The 22,173-nt window shown below is 39.3% G+C and carries 15 protein-coding genes; 7 read left to right on the forward strand and 8 right to left on the reverse strand.

Annotation, left to right across the window (positions count from 1 at the left end; all coding sequences use genetic code 11):
* Positions 1-2: 2 nt before the first annotated feature.
* The 7 genes from LX80_RS08275 to ybeY all read right to left on the reverse strand — a co-directional run bounded on the left by LX80_RS08275 (position 3) and on the right by ybeY (position 11,720).
* A complete protein-coding gene (locus tag LX80_RS08275; RefSeq protein WP_245898021.1) occupies positions 3-659 on the reverse strand; it encodes a peptidylprolyl isomerase in 657 nt (218 codons plus the stop codon).
* A 16-nt stretch (positions 660-675) separates the two neighbouring features.
* On the reverse strand, positions 676-3,504 hold the full coding sequence (gene polA / locus LX80_RS08280) for a DNA polymerase I (RefSeq protein WP_111295122.1): 2,829 nt from the start codon (positions 3,502-3,504) through the stop codon (positions 676-678).
* Between the two features lie 109 nt (positions 3,505-3,613).
* Positions 3,614-4,927 (reverse strand): amidohydrolase family protein, encoded by a 1,314-nt coding sequence (locus LX80_RS08285; RefSeq protein WP_111295124.1) that lies wholly within the window; start codon positions 4,925-4,927, stop codon positions 3,614-3,616.
* A gap of 44 nt (positions 4,928-4,971) precedes the next feature.
* A complete protein-coding gene (locus LX80_RS08290; RefSeq protein ID WP_111295200.1) occupies positions 4,972-8,049 on the reverse strand; it encodes an amidohydrolase family protein in 3,078 nt (1,025 codons plus the stop codon).
* Positions 8,050-8,221: 172 nt separating this feature from the next.
* Positions 8,222-9,262: a proline iminopeptidase-family hydrolase gene (locus LX80_RS08295; protein WP_245898022.1), complete on the reverse strand. Its 1,041-nt coding sequence runs from the start codon at positions 9,260-9,262 to the stop codon at positions 8,222-8,224.
* Positions 9,263-9,291: 29 nt separating this feature from the next.
* Complete coding sequence (mnmG, locus tag LX80_RS08300) at positions 9,292-11,163, reverse strand: tRNA uridine-5-carboxymethylaminomethyl(34) synthesis enzyme MnmG (protein WP_111295126.1); 1,872 nt, start codon at positions 11,161-11,163, stop codon at positions 9,292-9,294.
* A gap of 125 nt (positions 11,164-11,288) precedes the next feature.
* Positions 11,289-11,720: an rRNA maturation RNase YbeY gene (gene ybeY, locus LX80_RS08305; protein ID WP_111295128.1), complete on the reverse strand. Its 432-nt coding sequence runs from the start codon at positions 11,718-11,720 to the stop codon at positions 11,289-11,291.
* 123 nt (positions 11,721-11,843) lie between these two features.
* Here ybeY and LX80_RS08310 point away from each other — a divergent pair, with 123 nt between their 5' ends.
* From LX80_RS08310 to nadA, 4 genes are all read left to right on the forward strand, one after another.
* Positions 11,844-12,092 (forward strand): FeoA family protein, encoded by a 249-nt coding sequence (locus LX80_RS08310; protein WP_111295130.1) that lies wholly within the window; start codon positions 11,844-11,846, stop codon positions 12,090-12,092.
* On the forward strand, positions 12,089-12,664 hold the full coding sequence (gene nadD, locus LX80_RS08315; RefSeq protein WP_111295132.1) for a nicotinate (nicotinamide) nucleotide adenylyltransferase: 576 nt from the start codon (positions 12,089-12,091) through the stop codon (positions 12,662-12,664). The genes LX80_RS08310 and nadD overlap by 4 nt, the downstream gene beginning before the upstream one ends.
* Before the next feature lie 128 nt (positions 12,665-12,792).
* Complete coding sequence (locus LX80_RS08320; RefSeq protein ID WP_111295134.1) at positions 12,793-13,683, forward strand: OmpA family protein; 891 nt, start codon at positions 12,793-12,795, stop codon at positions 13,681-13,683.
* 523 nt (positions 13,684-14,206) lie between these two features.
* Positions 14,207-15,214, forward strand: a complete 1,008-nt coding sequence (nadA, locus tag LX80_RS08325; protein ID WP_111295136.1) for a quinolinate synthase NadA — start codon at positions 14,207-14,209, stop codon at positions 15,212-15,214.
* A 49-nt stretch (positions 15,215-15,263) separates the two neighbouring features.
* Here nadA and LX80_RS08330 read toward each other — a convergent pair whose 3' ends face one another.
* Positions 15,264-15,665, reverse strand: a complete 402-nt coding sequence (locus tag LX80_RS08330) for a hypothetical protein (protein WP_146250432.1) — start codon at positions 15,663-15,665, stop codon at positions 15,264-15,266.
* Positions 15,666-16,179: 514 nt separating this feature from the next.
* Here LX80_RS08330 and LX80_RS08335 point away from each other — a divergent pair.
* From LX80_RS08335 to LX80_RS08355, 3 genes are all read left to right on the forward strand, one after another.
* The gene (locus LX80_RS08335; protein ID WP_111295140.1) at positions 16,180-18,642 is read left to right on the forward strand and encodes a hypothetical protein; all 2,463 of its coding nucleotides are present in this window, start codon (positions 16,180-16,182) and stop codon (positions 18,640-18,642) included.
* A 10-nt stretch (positions 18,643-18,652) separates the two neighbouring features.
* Positions 18,653-19,273, forward strand: a complete 621-nt coding sequence (locus LX80_RS08340; protein WP_111295142.1) for a hypothetical protein — start codon at positions 18,653-18,655, stop codon at positions 19,271-19,273.
* Between the two features lie 494 nt (positions 19,274-19,767).
* Positions 19,768-22,092: an SNF2-related protein gene (locus LX80_RS08355; protein WP_111295145.1), complete on the forward strand. Its 2,325-nt coding sequence runs from the start codon at positions 19,768-19,770 to the stop codon at positions 22,090-22,092.
* Positions 22,093-22,173 lie beyond the last annotated feature (81 nt).

Here is a 22,173-nt window from a genome sequence, read left to right on the forward strand (position 1 = left end):
CCTCATTCACCTACCCGCCGTATGTTGAAAATAACTACCGGCGGGTCCAGGTATTGATTGTAATCGCTACTGTTGTATATCTTTCTAACAATATCCATTCCTTTCACTACTTTTCCAAAAGCCGCAAAACCTTGCTTGTCTTCCATATTCACCCCACCATAGTCCAGGCCGGGTTCTCTTTCCATACAAATAAAAAATTCAGTGCCCGCAGTACCGGGTGCCATTCTGGCCAATGAAATAGTACCTTCTTCATGTTGTAAGCCGGTTTGCTTGGTGCTTTCATGCGGAATACCGGGAACTGAGCGCGCTAAATCATTATTCGTTTTCCAAATACCGCCTTGTACCAATTCTGTTTTAGGCGCATTCATGGGTTGATTCACATCATTCAATACCCGATAAAAATTGGCACGTTTATAATACCCGGAATCAACATAACTTAAAAAAGCCGCTACCGTTTTGGGTGCTTTTTCAGGATATAATTCCACCTCTATATAACCTAAGGTAGTTTCAATTTGTACATGGGGGTGTGCATAATGCTTTTTGGGCTGGCAGGCCTGCATAACTACAACCATTGCCAAAACAATTGCAATACCCCATTGCCAAAATTTAGATGGCCAACCTATTACTGCTTTCATAACGTTTACGCCTTGCTGTTTCATTGTTTGTTTTGTGGAATTAATGTGCTTCTAACCAGTTTTTGCCGGTACCTATTTCTGCTTCAATAGGTACTTTATTGGGTAGAATTAATGCTTCCCGCATGTTATTTAAAATGATGGGCTTTATTTTTTCTACCTCTTCTTCCAACACATCAAATACCAATTCATCGTGCACTTGCAATATCATAGCCGACTGCAAATGATGTTTTTTCAGGTCTGCTGCAATTTTTATCATGGCCAGTTTTATCATATCTGCCGCAGTTCCTTGTATGGGCGAGTTAATGGCATTGCGCTCAGCATAACCCCTAACGGTAAAGTTGGCTGAATTAATGTCTTTTAGCCAACGCTTTCTTCCCATCAAGGTTTCCACATAACCATTTTTTTGTGCAAAAGCAATGGTGCTTTGCATGTATTGGGTAATGCCCGGAAATTGCTGTTTGTAGTTGTCAATAATTTCTTTGGCTTCGGTTCGTGAAATGCCCAGGTTATCGGCTAAACCAAAAGCACCTTGTCCATAAATAATTCCAAAGTTTACGCTTTTGGCTTTATAACGCATTTCTTTCGTTACTTCCGATTCGGGTACGCCATAAACCTTTGCAGCCGTTGCCACATGTATATCTTTTCCTTCTTTAAACGCAGCGCACATATTGGCATCACCACTAATCGCAGCTACTATCCGCAATTCAATTTGCGAATAATCGGCGCTCATCATTATTCTGTTTTTTTCGCGGGGAATAAATGCTTTGCGTATTTCGCGGCCTCGTTCACTGCGAATAGGTATGTTTTGTAAATTAGGATTATTACTACTCAATCGGCCGGTTACGGCTACCGCTTGTGCATAAGACGTATGAACCCTGCCGGTAATGGGATGGATTAACTGCGGCAAGGCATCAACGTAAGTTGACTTTAATTTTGTAAGTTCCCGAAACGCTAATATGTCTTCTACTATTTGATGGCCCTTTAAAGCCAATTTTGCTAACACATCTTCACCGGTTTGGTATTGACCGGTTTTTGTTTTTTTGGCAGAAGGATCTAATTGCAACTTTTCAAACAGCACTTCTCCCAATTGTTTGGGTGAGGCTAAATTAAATCGTACCCCTGCCAATCGATATACATTTTCTTCGGCCACTTTGGCTTCGTGTGCCAATGTTTTACTGTACGATTTTAAAAAGTCCACATCAATGGCAACGCCTTCATATTCCATATTGGCCAACACAGGCACTAAAGGATTTTCTATTTCATACAATACCCTTTCTACTTTTTTCTCTTTTACCAATGGTATTAGTACTTGTTGCAATTGAAAAGTAATATCCGCATCTTCAGCTGCATATTCTTTTATCTCTTCCAATGGTACATCCTGCATATTGCCTTGGTCTTTCCCCTTTTTTCCAATCAACGATTCAATGGATATGGGTTGATACCGCAAGTATTGTTCACTCAGGGCATCCATACTGTGTTTTCCATCGGGCTCTACCACATAATGCGCCAGCATGGTATCTGTAATTTTTCCCTTTAACTCAATACCCTGCCATTTTAAAACCAATATATCGTACTTAATGTTTTGCCCAATCCATAACACGTCGGTTCTTTCGAAAAGCGGTATAAAGTGATGCAACAATTTCCGGGCTGCTTCGGGCTCTTTGGGTACAGGTACATAATAGGCTTCGTGAGGTTGATAAGCAAAACTCAACCCCACGGGGTGTGAAGTATTGGGGTCAATGCCCGTTGTTTCCGTATCAAAAGCAATGGCATTTTGCTGCATTAGCTTTTGCAATAACGTTTGTATTTGTGCAGGGGTTTGTATTAAATGGTAGGTATGCTGAACGGTTTGGCTGTTTTGTAAACCAAAGGTTTCCGTAACGGCTGTTTCATTTTCGGCCACCAACGGTTTGCCCTTGCTGCTATTGGCGGTTGCTACCGGTGCACCAAACAAATCGGTTTGTACTGCCTGCGGCGCAGTGGTAAAGGCTGGTAAATCTTCTCCCAATACGCGTTTGCCTAAGGTTTTAAATTCCAGTTCGGTAAATACTTCTATCAGCTTTTCTTTATTAAAGGGCTTTACTTTAAAATCTTCTTCATGAAACTGAATGGGTACATTGGTAATAATGGTAGCCAGCTTTTTACTCATTAAGGCACTATCTTTTCCATTTCTTATTTTTTCGCCAACAGCACCTTTAATATTGTCGGCATTCGCCAAAATGTTTTCCAGGGTTCCATATTCTTTCAGCAATTTGGCGGCTGTTTTTTCGCCAATACCGGGTATGCCGGGAATATTATCTACCGCATCGCCCATTAATGCCAGCATATCTACCACCTGACTAATATTATCAATATTCCATTTTTCGCATACCTCTTTCGGCCCTAATAATTCAACTGTTCCGCCCTGGTAAGCCGGTTTATAAATGGTAATGCCTTTGCGTACCAACTGACCATAATCTTTGTCAGGGGTTACCATAAATACTTCATAACCGGCATCGTGGGCTTCCCAAGCCAGGGTACCGATTACATCATCGGCTTCATAACCCGGTACTCCTAAAACGGGAATATTAAAGGCTTCAATAATTCTTTTAATATCAGGAACAGCGGCCAATAAATCCTCCGGTGCTTCCTGGCGATTGGCTTTATAATCCGCAAAATCGGTATGGCGCTCTGTGGGTCCTTCCATATCAAAGCATACCGCCATGTGGGTGGGCTTTTCTTTATTCAGCAATTCAATCAATGTATTGGTAAATCCAAACTGTGCATTGGTATTTTTTCCTTTACTGGTTACCCTTGGATTGCGAATTAATGCATAATATGCCCTGAAAATAAGGGCAAACGCATCTAATAAAAATAACTTTTTCTGCATAACAGCTAAGGTATAGAAATGCGGGGAGGCAGAAAAGAAAAGAGGCTGCCATTTGGGGAAGCGGCAACCTCTTTTTGGTTTTTGTGCATATTGGGCTTCTTATCATCAACTATTGTAACCCATATTTGGTCAGGTATTTTCTATTCAATTCGGTTTGCTTGTTTTCTAAACTTACTTCACGCCCCTGAATAAAAGCATGACGAATAATACTGGAATGCATGTCTAATATATCTCCGTCACTTACCACAATATTCGCATCTTTTCCCACTTCAATGCTGCCTGTTTTATCATCAATGCCTAAAATTTTAGCACTGTTTAAAGTAATGGCCTGTAAAGCTTGTTCTTTGGTTAAACCATAAGCAGCTGCGGTTCCGGCATTAAACATTAAGTTGCGGTAACGAGCTTCATCAAAGGCATCGTTCAAAGCAAAAAGAATTCCTGCCTTTTGTAATTCGGCCGGTGTTTTAAAGGGCTGATCAATATCATCATCCTCAGTAGTAGGCAAGGCGTGTTCCTGATTTAAAATAACAGAAATATTATTGGCTTTCAGCAAATCGGTAATTTGGTAACAATCGCTGGCGCCAACCAAGGTAACTTTAAAGCCGAACTCTTTGGCAAAATCAATGGCTGCCAACATTTGTTTTACCTGATCGGCATGGATGAATAAATGTTTACTGCCATCGAACAAACCTTTTACAGCCTCAAACTTTAAGTTGGTTTGTGCATGTTTGGGCTCTGCCAAATAAGCTTTGGCCTGACGGAAAAAGCTTTTCAATTCTTCAATTTTTTCATACGCTGCTTTTGACGGGTCCGGCATGTTTTCCGGAACAAATGCTCCGAATCTTCTGCCGGGGCGGCGTATAAAGCTGGGCATATTCATGTGAATGTTATTATCCATTTTATACGCGGCATCTTCCCAATTCCAAGCATCTAATTGTACTACGGATGAAGAACCGCTGATGCTGCCCCCTTCGGGTGTTACACTGGCTAACAGTATGCCATTGGCTTTTAGGGTATTGATAATTTTTGAGTCGGTATTATAGGCAACAATGGAACGAATATTGGGATTTAAATCGCCTAATTCCAAATAGTCGTTACTGCCCCTTACACCATTGGCTATTTCTTTTAAACCCAAATCGGTATTGGGTAAAATTAAACCGGGATACACTTGTTTGCCGGTAGCATCTACTGTTCTGGCATCGGCGGGTATGCTTACCTGCGATGTATGTATGGCTACGATTTTTCCTTTATCTACTTCAATGGTAGCTTTATCTATTACTGTACCATTGCCAACATGTACGGTACCATTGGTAATAAATAATTTGCCCATATAGGGTTTTGCGGGAGAAACATCATCTTGCGCAAAGGCGGCTACGTTAATGAGCAACACGGCCAGCAGAAGCGATATTTTTAAAGTTTTCATGTTTGCTTAATTTTTTGTGAATGAATGCAGTTGCTTTCAGAAAATTATTTTTGTTGTGAAAGGGTTTCCAGTGTTTCTGCTGAAACGCCATCATCTTCGCTAATATCAATAGTTATCATGCCATCATGATGGTCATGATCGCCGCAGCTTAACACATACTGCCAACTGGGCTGTGGTCTTAACACCGGTGCACCATTTCTTTTTTCGCCAATCATTTTTTGAATTAAGCGATTGCGCTCTTCCTGAATTTTCTTGCGCATTTGGGCATCTCTTTCTCTGTCAAAATAAATAATACCATCTACAATGGTTTTCTGAGCTACCGCATAAATGCTTAACGGATTAGCAGACCAAATAACAATGTCTGCATCTTTTCCTTCTTTTATGCTTCCTACTTTATTGTCCACATGCAATGCTTTGGCGGGATTGATAGTCACCATTTTAAACGCATCTTCCTCACTCATGCCACCATATTTAATAGATTTAGCGGCCTCCTGATTTAAACGACGAGCCATTTCCGCATCATCAGAATTAATACAAACATTCAAGCCAACTTTGTGCATAATTGAGGCATTATATGCAATGGCATCTTTTACTTCATTTTTATATGCCCACCAATCGCTGAATGTAGAAGTGTTGGCGCCATGGGCTTTCATTTTATCGGCCACTTTATACCCTTCTAAAATATGGGTAAAAGTGTTAAAGCGGAATCCAAAACGCTCGGCCACCCGCATAGCTGCGGTTATTTCACTTTGCACATATGAGTGACAAGTAATAAAGCGTTTTTTGTTCAGTATTTCTACCAATGCATCTAATTCCAAATCGCGACGGGTATTAATGGGATCTTTTTTCATGGCGGCTTCATAATCCAATGCACGGGTAAAAGCATCTACCATTACTTGTTCAACTCCCATTCGGGTATCGGGGAAACGATTGTTATTGGGCGATGTGGTGCGCTTTACATTTTCACCCAATGCGAATTTGATGAAAGGATCTGCACCGGCAAATTTCAATTGCTCATCGTCAGCACCCCACCGTAATTTAATTAATTGTGTTTGGCCGCCAATGGTGTTGGCAGAACCATGCAGAATATGTGAGGTTGTTACCCCACCGCTTAATTGGCGGTAGATATTGATATCATCCGGATTTAAGTTATCGCCAATGCGCACTTCAGATGTTACGGATTGACCCCCTTCATTAATAGAGGCAGCCGCTATATGTGAGTGCTCATCAATAATACCCGGTGTTACATGCATACCGGTAGCATCAATTACAGTAGCGGTTGGGTCGCTAAGGTTTTTGCCTACTTTGGCAATTTTACCGTTTTTAATTAATACATCGGTATTTGCTACAATGCCTTCTTTTTCGTTTGTCCAAACCGTACCATTTTTAATTAATAAGGTTTGTTGTTTGGGCATTTCTTCAAAGCCATAACCATCAAACGGATAGGTTACTTTAGCCATGGGGCGGCTTTGCATCCTTCTGCGGTTATTGGGTGTTTCAGCAGGCAAAGGCTTGGTGTAAGTGGCAGTCCAGGTAAAGGCATTGCCCATATCATCGCGGCCGGTTCCACTCCAGTTTTCTTTTAATGCCATACCGCTTAATAAGTATTGGCCGGCACGATGGGGTCTTTCGCCTTCTGCTTTTTTATTGCCTTCTAATGCAAACTGCATTTTAACGGCTTTACCATCGTAGGTTAATTTAATAGGAACGGTATCGGCTTGCTGTATTTGTGCAGTAGTGCTGTTTTTAACTATTAGGGTATAAGTTTGTTGCCCCTTGGGTGATTGAAGGGTAAGGGTATATTCTCCGCTTACCGTATTCCACTCAGCAGGATTAATGGCATAATTTCTTCCTTGTATCCAATTCTCAACAATTTTAGTATTATCGTCAAATACGGGCCCGGTGGTAATAATAAAGTTGGCCAATTTGCCGGCATCTATACTGCCTACTTTATCATAAATATTTAAAACAGTAGCCGGTATTTTGGTTAATGCTTCTAAAGCGGTTTTTTCCGAAAGACCATCGGCAATGGCTTTACGTAAGTTGGGTAAAAACTGTTTTACATCTTTTAAATCGCTGGTGGTTAAACAAAAGGGAATGTTGGCTTTTTCAAAAGCTGCAGGATTGGTGGGCGCTAATTCCCAGTTTTTCATATCGGCCAGCGACACAAAACGGGCATCGTTGGGATCTTCCACATCCATTGCTTGCGGAAAATTTAAAGGAAGTATAAAAGTTGCTTTTGTGGCAATCATTTCCGGCATACGCTGGTATTCGTTTCCGCCTCCTTTAATAATATATTGAACTCCAAACTCATCGCCAATTCTATCTGCGCGTAAATCATTCCATTTATCATCGGCTTCAAAAATTTGGGGTAAGGATTGATTATTATTCCAGGCTTCTAAAGATAGATTGGTGCCTTCTGTAGCAGGTTTGGTTTTATACCATTTAGCATCTAAATAGGTTTGACGCAATAAAGCAATGGAACCCATTAAGCTGGAAGGATAACTTTGTGTAGAAGAACCTTTATTGAAAGAATAATTGGCTGAAGCCTTTTCTTTTACCACCGCAAAATTATCGGCTTCATTGGCTAAGGTAACTACAGCTCCGGTTCCACGGGCTATCCCATCTTTTACATGGGTTAATACTGTACCAAAACCCATTTGGCGCAAAGGATCGGCTTTTTTATCGTCGGCATTAAACTGATCAATGGCATTTACTTGTGGTTTTATGGCTTGGTTCCAACCATAAGCACCTTTAATGTTAGAAGTAAATTGCGCAGGGGCCATAAAGTTAAAACCGCCGGGCTGCCGAGTAGGGGTAGTTACGCCGTAATCCGTATAAATATCTATAAAAGAAGGATAAATGTATTTGTTTTTACAATCAACCACCACCGCATCTGTGGGAATACTGATGTTGTTGCCAACCGCAATAATTTTTCCCTCTTTTATTAAAAGGGTAGCATTGCTGAGAGGCGGGGTTTGTGCATCTTTTACAATGGTGGCATTAATGAATGCATACGAACGGGTGCGAGGGTCGGCTACTCCGTTTACGGGAAAAGTTTCCTGGGCTCGTACCAGTAAAACAACAAAGAGCCCCAGTAACAGGAGTTGTATTTTTCTCATAATCATATGGTTTTGATGAAAGGAGCTTTAAAGCTACTATTTTTGAGCAAGGAATAAAACCGCTCATCCAATTTTCGGTGATTAACAGAATTTTAACGGTTAAAGGCCATAAAAAAAGCAATGACCCAGAGCCATTGCTTATTAAATATAGAAATATAAAATAATATTAATACTATTTTCCTGCGTCAACATTTTTTATGAACTGAATAACGCCGGGATAAAAATGTTGCTGATCATCCCACATAGCCAAATGGCTGCCTTCGGGACAATATAAATAACTGCCCTTCGGGAATTGTTTACTCATCCATTCCATATAATTGGGGTCCATGGTATCGTATTTAGCACCTACAACCAGAGTGGGAACGGTAATTTCTTTTAAACGATTACTGATATCCCAATTGGCTAAGCGACCGGCAATGCCAAACTCGCTGGGGCCTTGCATTAAAGTATATACTGTTTCATTGGCATGCTTAAACGAACGGTTTACCGGATCGGGCCATTCATCTAAACGGCACAAATGCTGGTGATAGAAATTAGGCAGCAATAATTCCATGTACTTGGGGTTTTTAAAATCGCCCCGGGCTTCTATTGCCCGAATGGTATCTAATACTTTTGGATCCATTTGCTTGGCCAATACATCTTGTGCATATTTACCATAAGCAGGGCAACTGCTCATCATGTTACATACAATTAACCCTTTCAGGTTTTGTTGGTATTTCAAGGCGTATTCCATGGCCAAAATGCCACCCCAGGAATTTCCCAATAAATAAAAATTGCTATTGTTCAATCCCAAAGCTTTGCGTACTTGTTCCACTTCATCCACAAAACGGGGTATGGTCCATAAACTGCTGTCGGTGGGTTGATCGCTGTAATAAGAACCCAACTGATCGTATTCTATCATTTCAAAGCCTTCTTTCGGGAAAAAGCTTTCAAAACATTCCATATACTCATGGGTCATGGCAGGGCCACCGTGTAATAATAATACCTTAACGGTGGGATTATTCCCAATGCGTTTGGTCCACACCTTAAAGGTGCCTACCGGTGTTTGTATGGGAATCATTTTAATACCGGCCGTTTGTACGCCGGAATCTTGCGGGGCAAAATACGTAGCCACCGTCATGGATTCGGGTTTAGAATGACAAGCACTTAAACCCAATACTGCACCCACTAAAAGCAGGGCGAGCATTGTTTTAAAACGAACAAATACCATCATTGCAATTTTTTGGTATTAAAATTAAGGCATTAACGGCCCATATACACCATTAATATTTGAATATCGCTGGGATTTACACCACTAATTCTACCGGCCTGCCCAATGGTACGCGGCTGCACTTTTTTAAATTTCTGACGTGCTTCGCTGGACAAGGCTTGTAAACGGTCGTAATCAAAGTTTTCAGGAATCAGTAAATCTTCCATTACATTCATTTTTTCAACCAGTTCCTGTTCTTTGGCAATGTAGCGCTCATATTTAATTTGTATTTCGGCCTGCTCTAAATACTCCGGTAAATGGTGTTGCAAACCTTGTTGTAAGTCAGTAAGGTGGGGCAGCATATCGGTTAAAGTAACGGAAGGGCGTAACAACAATTTAGCCGCCTTTTGTTTTTCGGAAAGTGGGGCCGATTGTATGCTGTTTAAATACTCGTTAATGGCATCCGGCTCAATGGCATATTGTTGCAATTGTTCGGTAATGGCGGCAACGGCAGCTTGTTTTTTCCGAACGCCTTCCATTCTTTCCTGCGAAGCCAAGCCCAAGCGGTAACTGATTTCCGTAAGGCGCAGGTCGGCATTATCTTGCCGCAGCAGGGTTCTGTATTCTGCCCGGCTGGTAAACATACGGTAAGGTTCTTCGGTTCCCTTACTAATTAAATCATCTATCAATACCCCAATATAGGCTTCACTTCTTTTTAAAATAAAGGGGGCTTGACCATTAATTTTTAAATGCGCATTCATGCCGGCCATAATACCCTGACAAGCGGCTTCCTCATAACCGGTAGTTCCATTAATTTGTCCGGCAAAGAACAAATTTTGTATGGCCTTGGTTTCCAGTGCATGGGTTAATTGGGTAGGGGGGAAGAAGTCGTATTCAATGGCATAGCCCGGGCGGAATATTTTACAGTTTTCAAATCCGGGTACTTGTTGTAAGGCTTGAATTTGAACTTCTTCAGGCAAAGAAGTGGAAAAACCATTCACATAAATTTCAACGGTATTCCAACCCTCGGGTTCTACAAACAATTGATGGCGATCACGTTCGGCAAAGCGATTGATTTTATCTTCAATGCTGGGACAATAGCGTGGACCCACCCCTTCAATTCTTCCCTGAAACATGGGACTACGATCGAACCCGGTTTTTAATATATCGTGTACGGTAGTATTAGTATAAGTAATATAACAACTTCTTTGTTGGGCAGCGGTAATGGGTACTGTGTTGGGCAAATAAGAAAAGCCGGTAATTTCCGTATCGCCTTGTTGTTCTTCCATTTTAGAATAATCTAAACTACGGCCATCCACCCTGGGTGGGGTTCCGGTTTTTAATCTGCTGGCTTCCATACCTTGCGCCACCAATTGTTCGGTAATGCCGGTGGCAGCTTTTTCGGCAACGCGACCCCCCCCAAACTGTTTTTCACCTATATGAATCACCCCATTTAAAAAGGTACCACTGGTTACCACAACTGCTTTAGCCGCTATGGTATGTCCCAATTGTGTCACCACCCCGCAGGCTTTTCCATTTTTCAAAATCAATTCGCGCACCATATCCTGGTAAAAATCTACGTTAGGGGTTTGCTCCAACATTTGACGCCAGGTAGCGGCAAACAACATGCGGTCGTTTTGAGCGCGGGGACTCCACATAGCGGGGCCTTTGCTTTTATTCAACATCCTAAATTGAATCATGCTTTTATCGGTAACAATACCACTGTATCCACCCAAGGCATCTATTTCCCGCACAATTTGCCCCTTGGCTATTCCACCCATGGCAGGGTTACAACTCATTTGGGCAATGGTTTGCATATTCATGGTTATTAATAAAACCTTGCTACCCATATTGGCAGCAGCGGCAGCAGCTTCACATCCGGCATGGCCGGCACCTACCACAATCACATCGTATTCAGCAAACATGTCTCAGTATTTTTTGCAAATGTACACCCAATAATAGGTTTGTAAACAGGGTTGTGTTTGTTCCACGTGGAACACGAATGGTAAACATCATACCCCTTTGTTCCACGTGGAACAAGTTAATTAAGTTACAGACTTTCGAACAGGTTAATGTATTCGGCTTCCTTCTCTCGCATTAAGGTTTGTTCAATGGGGGTTTTATCCTTGTAGCCACATAAATGTAAAATACCATGCACCAATACACGTACCATTTCATCAGTAAAGTGGGTATCGTGTTCCAAGGCGTTGGCTTTTACTCTATCAACACTAATATAAATTTCTGCCACAATTCCGGCTGCACGATCTTCGGTTAAATCGAAAGTTATGATATCAGTATACGTGTCGTGTTGTAGGAACTGTTGATTAATGCCCAATAAATATTCATCCGAGCAAAAAATATAATCAACCCTTTTTAAAGTGTGATGTTCTTTGGTAAATACACCGGCTAAGAATTGTTTCAATACTTGTTTCTGCTTAAATGGAAAAGTTCTATCTGCTTGATGAAAAAAAATGGAAGCCATAACGGGAATAAATGAATGAATACCAAAATTCGTAATTAAAGCCCATAAAATGGCTGTACTTTTGTATAAAGAAAAAACAATTGGTTATTTTATAACAAAACTGATTACGTTATAACCCATTATATGAAACCACTGAGTGCGTTAAAGATAGGAGAGAAAGGCATCATTAAAGAATTTAGAAACGATGAGCTGTTTATTAAATTAATGGAAATGGGCTGTGTGCCCGGTGAAATGATTAAGGTAGAACAAATAGCTCCCTTGGGCGATCCCATCTCTATTGCTGTGGCCGGCTATTCCTTAAGCCTGCGCTTAAATGAAGCGGAAACCATTATGATTGACCCTATTACGCAAGAAAAAAAATTACCTTCATGAAGATTGGGTTATACTTCGGTTCTTTTAATCCCATCCATCACGGCCATTTAATTATTGCAAGCCATATCATTAACCAAGGCTTGGTTGATCAGGTTTGGCTGGTGGTGAGTCCGCAAAATCCATTAAAAGCATCTCCCACTTTATTAAATGAATTTCATCGTTTGCATTTAACCCGATTGGCTATTGCGGAAGATGATACACACATCAAAGTATCGGATGTGGAATTTGGTTTACCCAAACCTTCTTACACCATTGATACGTTAACTTATTTATCTGAAAAATATCCGCAACACCAATTTGCTGTCATGATGGGAAGTGATAGTTTTCAAAACCTTCCTAAATGGAAAAATTATCAACTAATCCTGCAACAGTATCAAGTATTGGTATATATCCGTCCTAATCATACCATGCCGGAAGTGCTGCCTAAAAATGTAGCTGTTGTTAAAGCTCCACTGTTAGATATTTCCGCTACCTATATCCGCCAATGTATTCAACAGAAAAAAAGTATTCGCTACCTGGTGCCTGAACCGGTTCGTTTGGAAATTGAAAAAGCCGGTTATTATCTGCATTAATGATACGTTCAATACTGCTTAACAAATTGCTAAAAACCCACTAATCTTAGCATAATATTCCCAAAATGTAAATAGATTTACAGCTAACTATTTAATCATTTTTTAATCTGTAAAAACAAAACATTCGTATGAAAACAACCAGCCTTGTGGCCTTAGCATCCGCTACTTTATTATTTGCCTGTGTAAGTCCTAAAAAATTAAAACAATCCGAAGAAAAATATAATCAACTCAATGGGGCATATTTAGAACTGCAACAAAAATACCGCGATTGTCAGGGAAATTTAGCAGGTGCCAATGATCAAATTAAAGGACTTCAAAATCAAAAATCTGTATTAACCGGACAAATTGATGATTTGAATAAACAGGTTGATTTTTTGAAACAAAACAATAATCAGGTGTTGAATCAATTAAAAGATATGTCGGTTATTTCTGCATCACAAGCAGAAAGCATTAAAAAATCCATGGAAAATATCAGTGCCAAGGACAGTTACATTCAACAATTGCAAACCACCATTGCACAAAAAGATTCCATGAACATGGCATTGGTCATGAATTTAAAAGGAGTGTTGGGTAATTTAGACGATAGCGATATCAACATTAAAGTGGATAAAGATGTAGTATATATTGATATTTCCGACAAACTATTATTTAAAAGCGGCAGCTATGATGTAACCGACCGTGCAAAAGTGGTATTGGGAAAAGTAGCCAAAGTATTAAACAATCAACCCAATATTGAATTCATGGTGGAAGGCAATACAGACAGCATTCCATTTAGAAATGGTTTATTATTAGACAACTGGGATTTAAGCGTTAAACGTGCTACTTCTGTTATCCGCATTTTACAAAACACTTACGGTATTGATCCAAAAAGAATTACTGCAGCCGGTCGTGGTCAATACATGCCCGTTGCTTCAAACGATACTCCTGAAGGAAGAGCGGCCAACAGAAGAACCCGTATTATTATATTACCGCAGTTAGATCAATTCTTTAAATTATTAGAACGTCCTAAAACTAATTAATAAAAAAATACATCATTTAAAAGGTTGTTTTCGTAAAAAGAAAGCAACCTTTTTTTATGGTATAAAAAAATAAATTATTAACATTTTATATTTAATTTATAAATAATTATATAGAAATAAATTTATCCACACTACCCTGTGAAAATCAATCATTTTTCTGTGAGAAAATGACAAAATCACCAAAAACAGTGTGATAAATTATAGAATAACTTGAACCGAAAAAAGAGAAAATGGAAAAATGAAAATAATCCACACAAATTAGCACCTATTCATTCACAGTGAATAAACTGTTAAAAGCACAAAGTGTATAAAGCACATTATACTGATACACACTTGTGAATAAACCCATAAAATATAGCAATTACAAATGTTTCACGATGTGGAAGAAATGTGGAATAGTAGGGATAACTACAGAATAATTAACTTTACACAGTGTGAATAACAAAGTTATCCCGATATACACAGCCGTAATAGTAGTAGGGCTTTTTAAATAAATAATTATTAAATCATTATTACACGAGTTATGAACATTGCACAAGCGAAAGCCGCGCTGAACGACAAAGGTTTTTTAGATGTGGATATTAATCCTTCCGTAGATTTGTTTGATGCTATTGAACAACTTAAAAAAGAAAAGAATGCCATTATATTGGCGCACTATTATCAGGAACCCGATATACAAGATATTGCCGATTATATTGGCGACAGTTTGGGATTGGCACAACAAGCTGCCAAAACACAAGCCGATATTATTGTATTCGCCGGCGTGCATTTCATGGCCGAAACTGCCAAAATATTAAACCCTGCCAAAAAAGTTTTATTACCCGATTTAAAAGCAGGTTGTTCATTGGCCGATAGTGCTCCAACCGAAGCATTTAAAGCATTCAAAGCACAACATCCGAACCATGTAGTGATTTCTTACATTAATTGTACCGCAGAAATAAAAGCCCTGAGTGATATTATTTGTACATCGGGTAATGCCGAAAAAATTATAGAAAGCTTACCACCCGATACACCCATTCTATTTGCGCCCGATAAAAATTTAGGCGCTTATTTGAACAAGAAAACCGGCCGCAACATGTTATTATGGAATGGGGCCTGCCAGGTACATGAAATATTTAGTGTGGAAAAAATAAGCCGTTTAAAAATGCGCCACCCCGAAGCCAAAGTATTGGCGCATCCGGAATGCGAAGAACCCGTATTGGCCTTAGCCGATTATATTGGCAGTACCACACAATTACTAAAATACAGTCATACCGATACCGCCCAAGCTTATATTGTAGCAACAGAAACCGGCATATTGCACCAAATGCAAAAAGACAATCCCGGTAAAACCTTTATACCCGCACCCCCTAATAACAATTGTGCTTGTAACGATTGTCCTTATATGAAATTAAACACGGTAGAAAAATTATACAATACATTATTATACGAATTACCCGAAATAGAAATGGAAGAAAGCCTGCGCTTAGCTGCTAAAAAACCATTAGACCGTATGCTGGAAATAAGTAAGGCTGCAGGATTAATCGGTTAACAGCAAGGTAGGGACGTTAGCAAATAAACAACAATCATTTTTTGTTCATTTATTCCGCAGTAGTAACAGAATGGAAAGAAGCAAATTCCTTCTCTTTGTTTGATAGCGGTAGCGTAGAGATCTGTTCCCCGTTATTGTTTAAATAGATGGATTGCAATCTTTCATAAGCAACAGCAGGAGCAACACCCTGTTTCAACCAACGCATAATAGTACCGGTAATGCGTTGTTGCAAACCCTTTTGTGGCGGCAGTTGTCGGTAAATGGCACTAGCCATGGGCGAAGCAATTTTCAGCCATTCACTGTATTGGCGTTGAGGGGCAAAAGCCGGATCGGAGAAAAAGCGTTGGTGATTGATAGAAGTTTTAGAACGCACCAATTGTCGTCCGTTTACCACATAAAAAGTAAATCCGTTTACAGTACCCGAAATAAAGGAGTAAGGAATGGTAGCCATATGATATTGATTTTTTACCATACAATATACAACATCGCAAAGGCCGTTTCCAAATTTTTAGCCCTGTTTTTTGGATATGGAATCCGCAAAAAAAAGCTGTTATTCACGCACCTTCATCCGGCACCATGCTTCGATCCCCATTCGAAACAAGTAGCACTCAACAGCGTTGCGCAACGCTGTTGACCCGAAGCAGGGTGGGAGAAAGGTGGGGGAAGGGTAGGTATAACGTATAAAAAATTTTGGAAGCTGAAAAGGAAATGAATATTTTTATTTTATATAAATGGGGATGGTTGGTGGCTTGCTAATGAAATAAAGAATTAGAAAGAAGTAGCGTGACAATGAGTGGGAAAAGGGTGATTTGTTAGAGGGGGTAAAAAAGGATATTATTTTTTTATTAACTGTTTGATAATGAGGTTTTTTTCAGGAATAACTTGAACTGTATGGATTCGTATATTTAGGAGTTGGCAGCAATATTATTGGACACCGTGCATAGACAAATAACAGACGACAGAAAATGACTTTTGAAGAATTTAAAAAACAGTTAGACAAGGCGACAACGGAAGAAGTTGTTAAGGCGACCTATGCAACATATTTCAAAATAAAATACAACACTTCGCATCATCACGACCTTTATACACCACAAGTATTTTTTGAGTTTAAGGCAGACAAGAACTTTCATAACCTAAAAGCACTTGCGACAATTCTTGCTCAATCACTTTATTACATAAGACGACTGAAATACGTTGAAGTAGAGAAAGCAATTCCGTTTTTCATTTGCCTTGCCGACAAAAACGAAGCGACCTTAACAGAAACTCGTAAGTGGACAACTTACTACACAAATGACGCTTACGATTGGGAACGACCAGCAAGCAAGCCCGACCCAATGCTTGTTGACCATTTGGTTAAAGAACCTGAAACAGGAAAACTTCACGTTTATTCAGTTACCAAAAAACAAGAGCAAGAAGCATTCAAGAAAAATCTTGACAACGCTTTAAATCCTCAAATGATTTTGGATTTTGGCGACAAGAAAGTAATCAACGAAGAAAATTTTGAAGCCGTTTTTGAACATTGGAAATCTGTAATTGGACCTTACATTGTAAACGGCTACAAGCCGTCTTTTTATTTCCTTGCAAACATTCAGCGTGACAAGGTAATCATTGACAAAGACAACAGCCGAGTAGTTTTCACATTTGAAGACAAGAACTCAAAAACGCAAAAAGTCCTGATGAAGGACTACGATTATTTTTGGAGCGTTTACGACTATGTTGAAAATGCCGAAACAATTAACGGTATTCACGCCAAACTTGACCGACTAACAGACGAAAGCCAAAGAAGATTTGAAGGTGAATTTTATACGCCTTTGCGTTTTGGACAAAAAGCCGTTCACTATTGGAACGAAGTGCTTGGAAAAAATTGGTTTAAATCAGGCAAATTTAGAATTTGGGATATGGCTGCCGGAACCGGCAACCTTGAATATCACTTGCCTGCCGAAGCATACAAATACTTGTATATGTCAACGCTTCACGGAAGCGAAGCAGACCACCTAAAAAAGGTATTTCCAAATGCAACTTGTTTTCAATACGACTACTTGAATGATGATGTAGAAAACGTGTTTAATAAAGGCGGTTTGACTTTTGCCCCGACTTGGAAACTTCCTAAAAAATTAAGAGACGAGTTAGCCGACCCAACGATTACTTGGATAGTTTACATAAATCCACCATTTGCAACGGCACAAGTTGGCGGAGCAAAGGGCGACAGCAAAAAAGGTGTAAGCAAAACAAGAGTTGAACTTGTAATGGACAAAGAAGATGCAGGACACGTAAAACGTGAACTCTTTGCACAGTTTATGTTTCGTATAGTTCACGAACTTCCGAAAAATACTTATTTGGGAATGTTCTCAAAATTGAAATACTTAAACGCACCTGACAGTATAGAATTTCGTGATAAGTTTTTCAACTTCAAGTTCGAGAAAGGTTTTTTGTTCAAGTCAACAACCTTTCACGGAGTAAAAGGGAAATATCCAATCGGGTTTTTGATTTGGAATTTGTCTAAAACAAGTCAAGCAAAGACCGTTGAAATTGATATTTCAAATGAAGAAGCTCAGACCATTGGCGTTAAACATTTACAGCTAATTGAAAAGAAAGACGTTTTGAATAATTGGTTTCCAAGACCACAAAATTCTAACGACTATATCTTACCGCCATTGAGCAACGGCATAACAGTAAAGAATGACAACACAGACACACGACATAGGGCAAGACCTGATTTTTTAGCTTCAGTTTGTAGCTACGGTAATGACTTCCAACACGCCAAATATGTTGTTATGCTCTCATCGCCAAATGCAAGTGCAGGAGCATTTTCAGTAATCAAAGACAACTTTGAAAAAGCGTTGGCACTTCACGCAGTAAAGAAAATACCGAAACAAACTTGGCTTAATGACAGAAACCAATTTTTAATTCCTCATACAGAGCCGACAAAAGAATTTTTAAACGATTGTGTTGTTTGGAGTTTGTTTGCTTCATCAAACGAAACGACAGCTTTAAAGAACGTTTCATATTTAGGCAACACTTACCAAATAAAAAACAACTTCTACCCTTTCCGACTTGAAGAAATCAAACAATGGGAAATCAAAGACCCTGATTTTAAACTTCAAATCGTAAACGACCAAAACCGCTTTGTTGCGGATTGGCTTTCACAAAACGACTTGTCGCACCAAGCAAAACATGTGATCGAAAAAGCCAAAACTGTTTACAAACTCTTTTATTCAAACCTTAACCAAATGGCAACCAACAAATGGAAAATTGACACTTGGGATGCAGGTTGGTATCAAATAAGACGTTGCTTGACCGAACACAATTTAGCGACAGACGAACTAAAAGAATTGAGCAAGGCAAACGAACAACTTGCGAACAAGATTTTACCACAAATAGAAGAGTTCGGCTTCTTGGACAAAGACGAAGTTTACGAAACAATTTAAAAACCTTAAAATGTTATTAGAACAAAAGAAAAAGAACAGATTTTTATTTCTCAATTGCCTTTATGAATCATCAAACGGTGATACGGGAGCAATGTTTGATATGTGGGAAGTTGGTAAAGAACTGAAATTGAATAGTGATGAAACAAGTCAAATAGTTGATTATCTAATTGGCGAACATCTTATTGAATCAAGGGCTTTAGGTGGCATTATCGGACTAACACATTGGGGTATTAAAGAAGTAGAACAAGCCATTGAAAATCCCAGCAAGCCGACCGAGCATTTTTTACCGCTCAATATCATTAACATAGGGACAATGACTAATTCAACTTTGCAACAAGGGACAACAAACTCAACAATAAATTTTAATTACAACACTCAGACAGCAGTTGACATCGAAAAAATTGTTTCACAGCTCAATGACATCAAAGACTCACTAAACCTTTCAAATGAACTTCAAAGCGAATTATTAAGCGAAATACAGACAATTGAAATTCAAAAGAAATCAAGCAAACCCAAAAGCATAATAATTACGGAATCATTAAAATCAATAAGGACAATTTTAGAATCAGTTGCAGGTAACGCAATGACACCTGTAATCATAGACCAAATTTCAAAACTTATCGGACAGTAAAACAATGACAACGGAGCAACGACAGACGACCGAAAAAGAAATACTGCTGCCAACAGCGGTTTGGCGTAATGGCGGGTGCAGTGCTTCGTATGACAGTTTTGTGGTAGGTTCAAGTGCAGTTCTTCGATTGAACTTTTGTGCTAAAAATCCGCCACTACGCCAAGCCGCAAAACGTTACCGGCAAGTGTATTGCGACACTGCTACATTGACACAGACGACTAAAAATTAAACATTAACACGAGGACAAACCAAACCATTTTGAAAGGAGACCAACATACAGACCATATTTTCAACGGACAACGAGTAAGCCGACACTCATTGCTGACCATTCTGTATTTTTTATTTTCCCCACCGCACATTTTTTTTAATTCAATTTTATGCCTGCCCGCAAAAGCCAATGTACCATTTTTTAGCCAACGCACAAAGACAGTAACTAGTAAAATAGACAGGGTTATTTTCTTTAATTTAATCGACTAAATTTATATTGTGAGACAATGCCAAAGATTTACGATAATATCGAGAACCACTTAACCAAAGGACTGAATGAAACGCTTGAACTATCAAAGCGGACAGACTTTTGTGTGGGATATTTTAACCTGAGAGGTTGGAAAGAAGTTGCAGACAAAATAGACAGCTTATCGGGTGCGACAGTTGTTGAAGGCAAGAACGATGTTCACCGCATTTGCCGACTGCTTGTTGGAATGCAGAAAATGCCAATAGACATTTTACGTGACTACTTTTCAAAAGACGAAGACTATATTATTGACCAAGCCGAAGCAGTAAAACTTAAAAAACGACTGGCACAAGAGTTTAAAGACCAGTTGACTATTGGCACACCAACTGAAGCAGATGAAAAAGCATTGCGGAAGTTGAGCCAACAAATGAAGGACAAAAAAGTAGTTGTGAAACTGCATTTGCGTTACACGCTTCACGCAAAATTGTATTTGGCTTACAGCGATGATAAACGAGTTCCTGTAGTTGGCTTTTTGGGTAGCAGTAACTTGACACTTGCTGGACTTGCAAAACAAGGAGAACTTAACATTGACGTAATGGACCAAGATGCAGCCATTAAGTTGGCAACTTGGTTTGACGACCGTTGGAAAGACCGTTGGTGTATTGACATTACAGAAGAACTTATTGAAATCATAGATAATTCTTGGGCAGCCGACAGATTGGTTTCGCCTTTTCATATCTACCTGAAAATTGCTTACCACCTATCGAGAGAAGCAAGAGCGGGTATTAATGAATTTAAGTTGCCAAAGGTTTTCCAAAAAGAGTTATTGGAGTTCCAACAGAAAGCGGTTTTAGTAGCTGCTCATCATTTGCACAAAAGAGATGGAGTTGTGATTGGCGATGTGGTTGGTTTAGGAAAAACCATTACTGCAACTGCATTGGCAAAATTGTTTGAAGATGATTTCTTTTTAGAAACACTTATCATTTGTCCGAAAAACCTGGTGGAAATGTGGGAAGATTATGCCCACAAATACCAGTTAAGAGCAAAAGTGATTTCACAAAGTAAAGTGCAAACCACTTTACCGAATTTAAGACGTTATCGATTGGTGGTAATTGACGAAAGCCACAACTTACGAAACGACCAAGGAAGCCGCTATCGTGCAATTAAATCATATTTGGAAGAAAACGACAGTAAAGTGATATTGCTTTCTGCAACGCCATACAACAAAACTTATTTAGACCTTTCAAACCAACTTCGTTTGTTCATATCAGACGACAAAGATTTAGGCATCAGCCCTGAACGATACATTGAAAGTATTGGCGGACAAGTTCAGTTTACTTCACAACATACAGAAACCTTTATCAGAAGTATCAAGGCATTTGAAAAAAGCCATTTTTCAGAGGACTGGCGAGAATTGATGCGATTGTATTTGGTTCGGAGAACAAGAAGTTTCATCAAAAACAATTACGCAGAAACTGACCCGACCAACGGACGAAAGTTTTTGACTTTTGCCGATGGCTCAAAGTCCTATTTCCCCGACCGTATTCCCAAACGTGTGGAATATGTATTTGACCCGAAAGACCCGAAAGACCAATATGCAAAATTGTATTCAACCAAAGTGGTTGACATCATCAACGATTTGGAATTGCCGAGATACGGACTGCAACAGTATTTGAACGAAAAACCTTTAATCAAACCAACAAAGGACGAAGAACAAATAATGCAAAACTTTAGCCGTGCTGGTCGCAGGTTGATGGGCTTTTGCAGAACCAATTTGTTCAAGCGTTTAGAAAGTAGTGGTTACTCATTTCTACTTTCATTGAGCAGACACATTTTGAGAAATTATGTTTTTGTTTATGCAGCACAAAATCATTTGCCAATTCCAATCGGTAAAAACATTTCGCAAAACTTAGATGATTACATGGAGGACAGCGATACCGATAAGGATGGAGAAGAAAACCATTTGAAACTCATTCTGAAAGAAGAAACCTATCTGCAAAAGGCAAAAGAGCTTTACACACTCTTTGCCAGCGACAGTTACAAAAACCGTTTCGACTGGATTAGAAGTGAGTTTTTTGATAACTCCTTACAGCAAAACTTAATCAACGACAGCAAGGAAATTATCAAAATTCTGAACATCGGAAAAGACTGGAATCCCGATGAAGACAGACAGCTAAATGCTTTGCACGACTTATTAACCAAAACACACAGCAAAGAAAAGGTTTTAGTTTTCACCCAATTTGCCGACACTGCATATTACCTGACAGAGCAATTAAAGAAAAGAGGCATCACGCAAATTGAAAGTGTAACAGGTGATGATGAAAACCCAACAGGATTAGCACAGCGTTTCAGTGTCTTGTCCTAAAATAGGTTGACGAATAATCGTCACTTAAATTTGGACAAAATATGTTAGAAAAAGCAATTAAAAAAGAGGCTATTATAGCCG

Source organism: Hydrotalea sandarakina (assembly GCF_003254115.1).
GTDB lineage: Bacteria > Bacteroidota > Bacteroidia > Chitinophagales > Chitinophagaceae > Hydrotalea > Hydrotalea sandarakina.

Bases quoted from the DNA above. Each gene is read 5' to 3' on its own strand.
- LX80_RS08275 (WP_245898021.1), bottom strand. From the start codon at position 659: ATGAAACAGCAAGGCGTAAACGTTATGAAAGCAGTAATAGGTTGGCCA.
- polA (WP_111295122.1), bottom strand. From the start codon at position 3,504: ATGCAGAAAAAGTTATTTTTATTAGATGCGTTTGCCCTTATTTTCAGG.
- LX80_RS08285 (WP_111295124.1), bottom strand. From the start codon at position 4,927: ATGAAAACTTTAAAAATATCGCTTCTGCTGGCCGTGTTGCTCATTAAC.
- LX80_RS08290 (WP_111295200.1), bottom strand. From the start codon at position 8,049: ATGAGAAAAATACAACTCCTGTTACTGGGGCTCTTTGTTGTTTTACTG.
- LX80_RS08295 (WP_245898022.1), bottom strand. From the start codon at position 9,262: ATGATGGTATTTGTTCGTTTTAAAACAATGCTCGCCCTGCTTTTAGTG.
- mnmG (WP_111295126.1), bottom strand. From the start codon at position 11,163: ATGTTTGCTGAATACGATGTGATTGTGGTAGGTGCCGGCCATGCCGGA.
- ybeY (WP_111295128.1), bottom strand. From the start codon at position 11,720: ATGGCTTCCATTTTTTTTCATCAAGCAGATAGAACTTTTCCATTTAAG.
- LX80_RS08310 (WP_111295130.1), top strand. From the start codon at position 11,844: ATGAAACCACTGAGTGCGTTAAAGATAGGAGAGAAAGGCATCATTAAA.
- nadD (WP_111295132.1), top strand. From the start codon at position 12,089: ATGAAGATTGGGTTATACTTCGGTTCTTTTAATCCCATCCATCACGGC.
- LX80_RS08320 (WP_111295134.1), top strand. From the start codon at position 12,793: ATGAAAACAACCAGCCTTGTGGCCTTAGCATCCGCTACTTTATTATTT.
- nadA (WP_111295136.1), top strand. From the start codon at position 14,207: ATGAACATTGCACAAGCGAAAGCCGCGCTGAACGACAAAGGTTTTTTA.
- LX80_RS08330 (WP_146250432.1), bottom strand. From the start codon at position 15,665: ATGGCTACCATTCCTTACTCCTTTATTTCGGGTACTGTAAACGGATTT.
- LX80_RS08335 (WP_111295140.1), top strand. From the start codon at position 16,180: ATGACTTTTGAAGAATTTAAAAAACAGTTAGACAAGGCGACAACGGAA.
- LX80_RS08340 (WP_111295142.1), top strand. From the start codon at position 18,653: ATGTTATTAGAACAAAAGAAAAAGAACAGATTTTTATTTCTCAATTGC.
- LX80_RS08355 (WP_111295145.1), top strand. From the start codon at position 19,768: ATGCCAAAGATTTACGATAATATCGAGAACCACTTAACCAAAGGACTG.